The organism is Chitinophagaceae bacterium (genome assembly GCA_007695095.1).
In the GTDB taxonomy this organism is placed as follows: domain Bacteria; phylum Bacteroidota; class Bacteroidia; order Chitinophagales; family REEL01; genus REEL01.
Map to the genome: position 1 here is coordinate 1 of REEL01000180.1, position 10474 is coordinate 10474.

The 10474-nt window shown below is 34.7% G+C and carries 9 protein-coding genes; 6 read left to right on the forward strand and 3 right to left on the reverse strand.

The genetic code is table 11. The features are described from left to right. Positions 1–273: 273 nt before the first annotated feature. The 4 genes from EA412_14625 (at position 274) to EA412_14640 (ending at position 7037) form a co-directional block, all read left to right on the forward strand. Positions 274–1851: a hypothetical protein gene (locus EA412_14625; protein TVR75924.1), complete on the forward strand. Its 1578-nt coding sequence runs from the start codon at positions 274–276 to the stop codon at positions 1849–1851. Positions 1852–2120: 269 nt separating this feature from the next. Next, entirely contained in the window at positions 2121–4946 is a 2826-nt protein-coding gene (locus tag EA412_14630) for a HEAT repeat domain-containing protein (GenBank protein ID TVR75925.1), read from the forward strand. Positions 4947–4994: 48 nt separating this feature from the next. Then, on the forward strand, positions 4995–5831 hold the full coding sequence (locus EA412_14635; GenBank protein TVR75932.1) for a MoxR family ATPase: 837 nt from the start codon (positions 4995–4997) through the stop codon (positions 5829–5831). Between the two features lie 9 nt (positions 5832–5840). Continuing rightward, the gene (locus tag EA412_14640) at positions 5841–7037 is read left to right on the forward strand and encodes a VWA domain-containing protein (protein ID TVR75926.1); all 1197 of its coding nucleotides are present in this window, start codon (positions 5841–5843) and stop codon (positions 7035–7037) included. Here EA412_14640 and EA412_14645 read toward each other — a convergent pair. From EA412_14645 to EA412_14655, 3 genes are all read right to left on the reverse strand, one after another. Next, on the reverse strand, positions 7034–7741 hold the full coding sequence (locus EA412_14645) for a hypothetical protein (GenBank protein ID TVR75927.1): 708 nt from the start codon (positions 7739–7741) through the stop codon (positions 7034–7036). The genes EA412_14640 and EA412_14645 overlap by 4 nt on opposite strands. Beyond that, positions 7738–8061: an XRE family transcriptional regulator gene (locus EA412_14650; GenBank protein ID TVR75928.1), complete on the reverse strand. Its 324-nt coding sequence runs from the start codon at positions 8059–8061 to the stop codon at positions 7738–7740. Before EA412_14650 ends, EA412_14645 begins: the two co-directional genes overlap by 4 nt. Before the next feature lie 234 nt (positions 8062–8295). Further along, the gene (locus tag EA412_14655; protein TVR75929.1) at positions 8296–8829 is read right to left on the reverse strand and encodes a hypothetical protein; all 534 of its coding nucleotides are present in this window, start codon (positions 8827–8829) and stop codon (positions 8296–8298) included. Positions 8830–9157: 328 nt separating this feature from the next. Between EA412_14655 and EA412_14660 the strand changes: the two genes are divergently transcribed. Both EA412_14660 and EA412_14665 read left to right on the forward strand, forming a co-directional pair. Beyond that, the gene (locus EA412_14660) at positions 9158–9808 is read left to right on the forward strand and encodes a hypothetical protein (protein TVR75930.1); all 651 of its coding nucleotides are present in this window, start codon (positions 9158–9160) and stop codon (positions 9806–9808) included. Between the two features lie 13 nt (positions 9809–9821). Beyond that, a complete protein-coding gene (locus EA412_14665) occupies positions 9822–10349 on the forward strand; it encodes a hypothetical protein (GenBank protein TVR75931.1) in 528 nt (175 codons plus the stop codon). Positions 10350–10474 lie beyond the last annotated feature (125 nt).

The window sequence follows — 10474 nt, forward strand, 5'->3', positions numbered from 1 at the left end:
GAAATCCAAATATTTTTACATTAAACAAAGTTTTAGAAAACTTTTTCATCCGTTACTATAATTTACAAAACAACAATATATTGTATTAATAACTGTCATTTTAACATGCAATTAGTTTTATATTCTTTATAAGTGTCACAAATAAATATAATTATTTCAACTCATTACGAAGTGTTTTTTTTTGCTTTAAGATGTTCTTTTCAATACTTTTCTTTACTTTTCTTTACTTTTACTAATCTTTTAATCATTTTTATAGTCTAAAAAAATAAAACCTTGAAAAAGGGATACCAGCAACAACTATTAAAACTGCATCAACAATTAGATGAAATTCAGGATAAAAGCAACCCGCTTATATTACAAGCAATTTTTGATAAAATTGCATCTATATATGAAAAGTTGCAGGACTATGCTGAAGCTATAGAATGGCGTCTAAATTCGCTTAAAATTCATGAGACATTAGGTAATAAAAATAAAACATTTAAACTTCATATATGGCTTGGGAATTTATATTTAAGGTCTCGATTATTTGATCACTCATTAGAGCATTATAATAAGGCTGGAGAAATTGCCTCTACAGAAAATCAAAAGGCTGAAGTTTTACTCCGAACAGGCAACATTTTAACCTGGAATAATAAACTCCAAAATGCTGAGAGTTTACTGAAAGAATGTTTGGCTAAACCTCATATTAAACTACTTCTCAGAATACAAGCTGAGCAAAATTTAGCAACAATTTATTACAAACAAAAAAAATATACAGAGGCAATCAAACTTTACTTGCATTGTTTAGAAATGCTTCCTGAAGATAAAATCAATGTTAAATGCGATATATTAAAATCATTAGCTTTAACATATTATCTTAATAACGAATACAAAAAAGCGTTAAAAACTTTAAAATCTACGGAAAAAATACTACCAAAAGTTACTAACAAATTAATTTGGTTAAAGGTGTATGAATTTACCTACTTCTGTTATGAAGAACTCCAACAATTTGACAATGCATTAAAATATTATAAATTATATGCTGATACAGAGAAGGAAATAAAAGAAGATAAAATAACCTATAAGCTTGCAGCTATTGAAGTTAATAACAAACTAATTCGAACACAGTCTGAACGTGAAATTTTCAAACAGAAGAACACAGAATTGGCCGAGAAAAATAAAATCATTGAATTTGAAAGAGAAAGGTCTGATAAATTACTTCTAAATATTTTACCTCTGGAAGTTGCTAATGAATTAAAAAATAATGGAAAAGTAACTGCTCGGCACTTTTCTGATGTAAGTATTTTGTTTACTGATTTTAGTGGTTTTACTGCTCTTTCAGGAAAACTTCCTCCCCAAGATCTTGTCAATGAACTAGATATTTGCTTTAGAGCTTTTGACCTAATCATGGAAAAATATCACATTGAAAAAATTAAAACAATTGGTGATGCATATATGGCAGCCTGTGGATTACCGCTTCCGGATAAACACCATGCTGAAAAAACTATAAAGGCTGCCATCGAGATGAGGGATTTTATGGAGAATCGCTATAAAATCAGTAAAGTAAAACTAAAAATGCGAATAGGTGTAAATTCCGGAAATGTTATTGCCGGAGTGGTTGGTATCAAAAAGTTTGCTTACGATATTTGGGGAGATGATGTAAACTTAGCAGCCAGAATGGAAAGTAGTGGAGAAACAGGTAAAATAAATATATCCAAAAAAACTTATGAACTCGTAAAAGGTAAATTTAGCCTGGTATATAGAGGGAAAATTGCTGCTAAAGGCAAAGGTGAAATTGAAATGTACTTTGCAGAGCCATTAAGTATGCCCTTAATGGATACAATTCAAAAGCAAAAGATTAAAAACACCTAATAATATTTTTTCTTTCTGAAAATAGGCTGTTTGACAATGAAATAAGGTTAATTTTGATTGTCTACATAATTTAAATAGGCTGTTTTTTGGAGTAGATAATAAAACACAGCTTTAATATTTCAATCAAAATAACTAATATTCCAGTTCTTTTATTATTCTATATTTAATCGGATTTTATAAATTAGGCCTGGTTTTGATTACTTCTGTTAGATAAACTACCTTTTAACTTTCGGAGTAAAACCCTTATTTAATTTATAAACTAAACTACAATGTCAGTTTTGAAGCCTTTCTTTTTCATAATAGCAATTTGTCATTTTTCATTCTTTTCTTTCAATTTAATTGCTTCAGAAAAAACACTTTCTGAGAAGTTTTTACCTGTTGTAAAAAAAGGTTTAAAAGCAGCAGATAGAAATATAACCGACTTGTCTATGCCCGAAGATTTAAGCAGCAGAGATGCTTTTCGATTAAGTTTAATAGATACTTTGTTTTCTAATCCACTGTATACTATAGATGTGATTGCCGCTGAATCTGAATTTCTTTTTGAAAAATATAATCAGCCTGAACATTTATTTGAGCATATCTCTCACCGCCTGGATGAGCCCTTCCCTATCATGGCATTTGAAGCAAAGCCAATAGCTGAACTTATAAGTAAAAATGAGATGAAAAAAATTGCAGACCACCCTGAACTTCAAACTCAAATAGAAAATTTTGTCACGAAAAGCCATACCGTAGTTGAGCTTATTAAAAAGGCTAAGGAAGACATTCCAACAGATACTTTCAATATGCTCAAACAGGAATTACCACAGCTTTTTAGATCAGATAATACAGATGAAAGCATAAGGGGCAATACTTTAGAAGACTACAAACTGAGGGAATATGCATCAATTGAAAAGTCAAAAAGATTGTTTTCACTAATTGAAGACTTCAATACCGGAGCTATACTTAAAGCGGCATCTATTGCTTATCGGGCAAGCCTTGACTTAACAGATTTTTTAGAAAATACAAAAATAGACATACCTGAATTCACATTAGAAACAGCATTGGGGAAAATCATTTTTTCAGATAAAACGCCTTCTGATTATCTACTTTGGGTTTTAACGGAAAAATCTAACCATATTAACTTTTCAGAAATAGAAAAAAGCGACTTTCAGGTTTTGATAAATCGGGGAGGAAATAATTATTATAGAAATGAAACTGCCGGCTTAGGTGGCTCTATCGGTGGGATAGATATTTTGATAGACATAAAAGGAGATGATATTTATCACTCAAAATCGTATAGTCAGGGAAGCGGCTTTATGGGTGTGGGTATCCTTTTAGACAAATCCGGAAATGACCGCTATATTTCTTCATTTACTTCTCAAGCTTGTGGAGCTTTTGGAGCTGGACTTTTATTTGACCTTAATGGCAATGATTTATATGAAGGAAATCAAAATATACAAGCAGTGGGTTGGGTAAAAGGATATGGGGCTTTGGTAGACCTGAGCGGCCATGATCAGTATCTGGCAAGACCTGAATTTGTAGATATGCTTCGATATGATGACCGCTATGTAACCTTAAGTCAGGGTATAGGCTTAGGTCATAGACCTCATGCTTCCGGAGGTATTGGAATCCTGGCTGACAAAGCCGGAAATGATTTTTATCTGAGTGATATTTACGGACAAGGTTCGGCCTACTGGTATGCCCTGGGCGGTTTAGTCGATAAATCCGGACACGACAAATATCAGGCATATCAATATGCTCAGGGAAGTGGGGTGCATCTGGCTTTTGCAGGCCTCATAGATTACGGAGGCAGAGACCAATATATCAGCAATGGTGTTTCTCAAGGCTGCGGACACGATTATGCCTTTGGGTTTTTACTCGATTTGGGAAATGATGATGATAACTTTGTTTGTGAAGGTTTATCGCAGGGAGCAGGAAATGCAAACGGGATAGGCTTGTTTATAGCTGAGGGCGGACAAAATGGCTACATTGCTAAAAGAGCCAATAGTCAGGGGTATTCAGATTTTAGAAGAAGTTTTGGAACTACCGGAATTTTTGCAGACCTGGGTGAAAATGCCTTTTTCGGTTCTGTAAACGGAAAGCGAAACCGATTTTGGAATGCCGGAACAAAAGGCACGGGAATGGATTTACCATCTAATTTCATCAGTACTCAAACTGAGCCTGAACAAACTAATGAAGAAAAAGCAGAATCCACCGAAAAAGAAGAAGAGAATAAATTTGCGGATGAAACAGATTTACAAAAACTATTTTGGCATGCTTCTGCCGCTCCTCTTAAGTTCCAAAAATATGTGGAACCTGCCCGGGAACGTCTTTTGGAAATTGGCGATGAAGCGCTCGATTTTATCATGCAACAAATGCTTACAGAATCAGTCAGAGAAGTTCATTTGTTTCGAATTATTTTACCCAAGTTTGGCGAAAAGGCAACCAAAGCGCTCAGTGATTCGCTATCTTCCGAAAATCCGTTTATAGTCTCCAGAGCTTTGAACCTACTTCAGGAATGCAGTAAAGAAGGTCATGGCATTTATGTCGCAGAAACTGTAGTTCCATTTACAAACGATCCTTCATGGCAAAGAAGAAGCCATGCTTATATGTTTTTATCCCGTTTAGACACTACTGCTTATCAATCAATTCTACTGGAGGGCCTGTATGACTCACATCCTCATGTCAGAAGATCGGCAGCTGAAGGACTCAGTAATTCAAAAAATCCGGACATTCAAAATGAAATGCTGTTAGCCCTGAACGATAGCTTTCAACAAGTCAGATTTTATGCTGAAAAATATTTCTCTGCACATGCAAAAAAACATCGGGACTTTCTTTTTGAAAATGTAATTTCAAACGCTGATGCTTCCGATGAAGCAAAGATAGCCGCGCTTAACGTATTGTCAGATACCCGCTTAAGCAGAAGACAATACAGATTTTTGCGGGGCTGGTCGCAAAAAGAATGGAATTATCGGGCGGCTTTAGTTCGATTTGCCTCAACTTCAGAGCATTTGCCCGGGCGCTTTACTTCCAATTTACTCAAAGACTTAAATGATGAAGAACACCCTTATGTGTTAAATTTTAAAGATCGGCTAATAATTTCAGCCCCTCAATAAATAAGCCTAAAAGCTTACAAAAACAGCTTATTGCCCTTACCTTTGCAAATAAAAAGAATGACAGCATTTGAAGGCAGCGAAAACTATGTAGCAACAGAAGATTTAAAAATAGCAGTTAACGCAGCTATACATTTACAACGGCCATTGCTGGTAAAAGGCGAGCCCGGAACCGGCAAAACGATGTTGGCTGAAGAAATAGCAAAAGCACTAAATAAAAACATTTACTACTGGCACATTAAATCTACCAGTAAAGCTCAGCAAGGCTTGTATGAGTATGATGCGGTTTCCAGATTAAGAGATTCGCAATTAGGCGATGAAAAGGTAAATGATATTAAAAACTATATCAAAAAAGGGCCATTCTGGAAGGCGATAGAAGAAGAAAGTGCTCCCATTTTATTGATAGATGAAATAGATAAAGCAGATATAGACTTTCCGAATGACCTCTTGCTTGAGCTCGACCGAATGGAGTTTTACTGCTATGAATTGCAAAAGCAAATAACAGCCAATAGCAGACCCATTATCATAATTACTTCGAATAATGAAAAAGAACTGCCTGACGCTTTTTTAAGAAGATGTATTTTTCACTATATCACTTTCCCGGATACAGTTACTATGCAAAAAATTATAGATGTTCACTTTCCGGATATAAACAAAAATCTGTTTTCTGAGGCAATGGATGTTTTTTATCAAATTAGAAACCTAAACCAAATTAAAAAAAGACCATCCACCAGTGAATTGATTGATTGGCTGAAGCTGCTTCTGATAGCCGATGGTAAAGAAGCTCATAACTTTGATGTACAAAAGCATTTGGTGCCATATATAGGCAGTTTGTTAAAAAATGAACAGGATTTAAAGGTTTTTGGTCAATTAAAACAGCTGAAATAGTGATTTAATATGCTGATAAAATTTTTTCTTTTATTAAAAAATCAAGGTTTACCTGTTAGTTTAAAAGAATTTTTAGACCTGTTGGAGGCTATGCAGAAAAATTTGGCTGCCTTTCAGGTTGAAAATTTTTACTACTTAAGCAGGGCTATTTTGATAAAGCATGAGCAACATTTTGACCGCTTTGATCAGCTTTTTGCTCATTATTTTAAAGGTATAGAATTGATTCAGGATGAAGACATAAGCGCTATACCGGAAGAGTGGTTACGAAAGCATTTTGAAGAAAACCTGACTGAAGAAGAAAAAAAAGCCATAGAAGCAATGGGTGGGCTTGAAAAGTTAATGGAGCGTTTCAGGGAACTGATGAACGAACAAAAAGAAAGACATCAGGGAGGCAGCAAATGGATTGGCACGGGTGGCACTTCCCCCTTTGGAGCTTATGGATATAATCCGGAAGGATATAGAATCGGACAAGCCGGAAGCAGACATAGAAAAGCTGTTAAGGTTTGGGATAAAAGGCAATTTAAGGACCTTGATGAAAGCACTGAGTTAGGTACCAGGCATATTAAAAAAGCACTTAAAAATCTGCGGGTAATCAATCGGGAAGGCATAGCCGATGAATTGGATTTGGAAACAACGATTAAAAAAACCAGCGAAAATGCCGGTATGCTGGATTTAAAATTTATCCCTTCAAAAGCAAACCGCGTAAAAGTTTTGTTATTTTTTGATGTAGGCGGCTCTATGGATGACCACATTTTGATATGCAATCGTTTATTTGCCGCTGCCAGAAGCGAGTTTTCTAAAATGGAGTTTTTTTATTTCCATAATTGCATTTATGAATCTGTTTGGAAAGATAATGACAGAAGGGATACTGAGCGCATCAACACCTTTGATTTACTGCATAAATTTAATAGTGACTACAAGGTTATCATCGTTGGTGATGCTGCCATGTCACCCTATGAATTAATGGTAAACGGTGGCAGTGTTGAGCATTTTAATGACGAAAAAGGAATTACCTGGCTGCAACGCATAAAAAATCACTTTCCCTATCTTGTTTGGATTAATCCTATGCCTGTAAACCACTGGCCATATTACCAGTCTGTTCAAATGTTAAAAGAATTTTCCGAAAATCGCATGTTTCCATCTACTATTGAAGGATTATCAAAGGCGATGAAAGCACTTTTAGACAAAAAAATACATCAGGATTAAAAGCGTATGTTCAGGTAGAGCCCGGATTGAAGCTGCCCCTGAGAATTGGTATTCATATAGGGTAAGATTTGTAAGCGGCTTTCTCCACTTTTTGACAAACTGATTTCATTGCGACCTTTGGAAATATTCGATAAACCGGCGGCAAACATAGGCACTGATGACAATACCAGAAGACTACCGGCAACCATCATAATAATTCCATTTGTTTCATCAATTTCATCATAAACATATCCAAAAACCGGATCATAATAATAGGAATATATATAGCGATCAATTCCAACGCCAAGTAGAATAGCGCCCCCTAAAAAAACAGGTGCAGATATACCTACTAATGTTTTACCTCTTCTCACCTTTTGAGTACCGGAATCAAACAACATACGGTTGCTGATATGAGGTTCCGGAGAAGCAGCTCTTTGCATATCTCTGCTACTTTCTTCAGTTGTTTCTTTTTGCTCTGCGGAACTGCCAAAAACATCCCTGCTGCCGTTTTCATAGGTAATCATAAATATATCGGACTTTCGCAGAGTATATACCGGACCGGTTAAATTATCAAAATTTTTATAGCGGACTTCTTCCAAACCGATTTCCTGTACTTTTACTTTTAGATCTTCCCCATTTTTTAAGGTTATAATATCCTGAGCATCTAAAGCATTTGACATAATAATTAGCATGAACAGTAGTGTGAATCTTTTTACATTTTTCATTTTGTATGTTTAGTTTTAATTAATTGTTGCCTGATATATTGAATTTCATATAAAATTTTAGACAACTTATGATTGATTTCAGTAATTTCATCATCTTGAAGTGTTGCATTTTGGGTTGTTTCTCTATTTACATTCACCAACTCTGTAATGTCGAGGTCAAAAATTTTTGCCAGAGCTTCTAAGCGTTCTATAGTAATTTTGGTCTCCCCTCTTTCCAGGCGGCCATAGTTAGCCGTATCTATATCCAGCTTATAGGCCATATAATTTTGTTTGTATCCCTTACTCAGACGAATAGCCCTGATTTTTTTGTGTATCTTCATATTATCAAAACTCAAAATTAGACTGTTTGCACAGCACTTGAAAGGCGTATTTTATTAAAAGATTTGCGTTTAATGCATATTGCTAAAAAAACAAGCATATATTTCCGGTGAATAATCTATTAGTTGTAGATTTTTGAGCACTTGATAAAGGTGGATGGCTGTGAAGGATTTTTTGGGGGTGGTGTAGAAGGTTATCGAGATAATTTGTAAAAAGAATCTATAATTCAATATAAACTATTGATAATTAGCTATCAACTTTAAAAAATTTTCTTTAAATAACATGATGTTATTTTCATTACTATCTTTCAAAGAAATAGTTTGATTAGTAAATTTATCAACTGTGTTGATACTATTAAGACACAAATATTCATCATTTATAATGATGGTTATCATTTCACCAAAAGCAATAAAAGAGTTAGGCTTAGTATGTAGTTCTAATCTTATCTTGTCGTTTGAATAATGTTTCAAGTTTCTAACTTCCCAGGATAAAATATCAGCAATTTTAGTAATGATTTCAAGGCTTCTTAATGCTTTAGTTCCGGTATCAAAATATTGAAGTTTTAGTTTACTTTTTTGCTTAAAGTAAAAATATATGGCTAATATCAAAAACGTAATAGCTGCAAATAGTAAAAACAAATCCGGCCTAAAATAATGCGCAACGGGAAAAGCAATCGATGCAAATAATAAAGATATGACTAATCCGAAGTGATTAATTTTTCTTGTGACTCCTAATTTAAGATATTCAGAACATTCTTTCTTGCTATTCATCGAACTGATATTTTATAAAATGTATTTGCCAGCATATATATTGATACGAGTTCCTGCTCCTTCATTTCTGACGGCATAATCGCACATGTCACAGGCGGGCGCCTGCGACAGAGAAGGGAGCCTAACTAGTCTTAGCGTCCAAAGACCACTTAAAACAATACAATACCAATCATACTCAAAAAAAACCTTTTGACGATTTGAGATTTAAAAATATTTTTTAATATATTTGTTGGAAATAAAAGTTAACCTTTACCACAGAAAGCTGTAATCTGAAGATAGCTTTGTGTGATAAATTGGTTTTTATATATAAGTTAGCCTCTATTTTAAAATGACCGAGACAGTAATGACATATATAAAGGACGATTTAACCGAAAAAGGGTTTTGTCATATCCTAAACAAGAATGAGGAAGAATTGAAAGAAATACTTTCTCAACTTGGAAACGTGATTAACGAAACTGATGTAATAGCCAATTCTGAAAGTAAAAGTCTTGTGACGTCAGACAAGTATCTCGACTTTCATACAGACAATCATTTGGCGAAATACATTTTATGGCATTGTAAAAAACAAGCCGAAAAAGGTGGACATTCAATGTTGTGTGATGCAGAAAAAGTCTTTGCACAATTGACCGAAGATGAAAAATTGGCTCTTTCAAAAATTCACGTTTACGAACACAAAATGTTTCCTGAAAATCGAAACTCAAATCCGATAGTAAGAGAGGTTGATGGACAACGTAGATTTTACTATTCATTTTGGTTGGCACGAGAAAAATACCGTGAACTTCCAGTCTTTAATAAATGGCGGGACTTAATACAGAACTCAACTCACGTGAAATTACGACTTGAAGAAAACGATATTTTGATCATTGATAATCACAGAATTTTTCACGGTAGAACAGAAATCATTGGTGAACGAAACTTAAAACGATATTGGCTTAATCCTGAATTTGAGCCAACCAAAACTTTGTATTCTCAAACTTAAAAATTCAATAAATATGAAAGCAACAGTAATTCACACAGCAACGGATTTAATTTTTCCAGACCCAATTAGTCAGGAGCGAATTTCTTTTTTAATCAATGTAAAAGGAATTGCACCAGAAGTGGCAGAATTGGACTTTGAATTAATGAAACAGAAGTTGCAAGACCCAGAAGAAGGAATGGGTTGGTCAGCGGAACAAGTTGACAGTGCAGAGGTTGAATACAAAAGATATTTAAATCTTTGTATGGTATATGGCAAAGGAATTGTTCCTAATAAAATAATGGATCAAACTTGGCACTATCACATTTTGGACACAAGGTCGTATCATAAAGATTGCGACAAACTCTTTGGCGGATATATGCACCACTATCCATATTTCGGAATGCGTGGAGAACAAGACGCTGAAGATTTGAAAAATTCTTTTGAAAACACCAAAGACTTGTATCTTGATTTGTTCGGAGAAGAAATGGCGAGAGACGAACACAACAAGTGTTGGCACGACTGTGAAAATAGATGCTGGAATGCCTGCCCTTCTGACAAATAGAGAAAAAAAACAAAGGCTAACAGGCGTTTGGCTCAATGGCGGGTGAAGTGGTTAATTGAACATTCTGCCACGCATCAACTTTTGTGGTGTATTGACAGTTTTGTGCTCCGAAATCCGCCACTGCG

Excerpts from the sequence above, each read along its gene's own strand:
- EA412_14665 (TVR75931.1), top strand. The coding sequence starts at position 9,822 with ATGAAAGCAACAGTAATTCACACAGCAACGGATTTAATTTTTCCAGAC.
- EA412_14650 (TVR75928.1), bottom strand. The coding sequence starts at position 8,061 with ATGAAGATACACAAAAAAATCAGGGCTATTCGTCTGAGTAAGGGATAC.
- EA412_14640 (TVR75926.1), top strand. The coding sequence starts at position 5,841 with ATGCTGATAAAATTTTTTCTTTTATTAAAAAATCAAGGTTTACCTGTT.
- EA412_14660 (TVR75930.1), top strand. The coding sequence starts at position 9,158 with ATGACCGAGACAGTAATGACATATATAAAGGACGATTTAACCGAAAAA.
- EA412_14645 (TVR75927.1), bottom strand. The coding sequence starts at position 7,741 with ATGAAAAATGTAAAAAGATTCACACTACTGTTCATGCTAATTATTATG.
- EA412_14630 (TVR75925.1), top strand. The coding sequence starts at position 2,121 with ATGTCAGTTTTGAAGCCTTTCTTTTTCATAATAGCAATTTGTCATTTT.
- EA412_14655 (TVR75929.1), bottom strand. The coding sequence starts at position 8,829 with ATGAATAGCAAGAAAGAATGTTCTGAATATCTTAAATTAGGAGTCACA.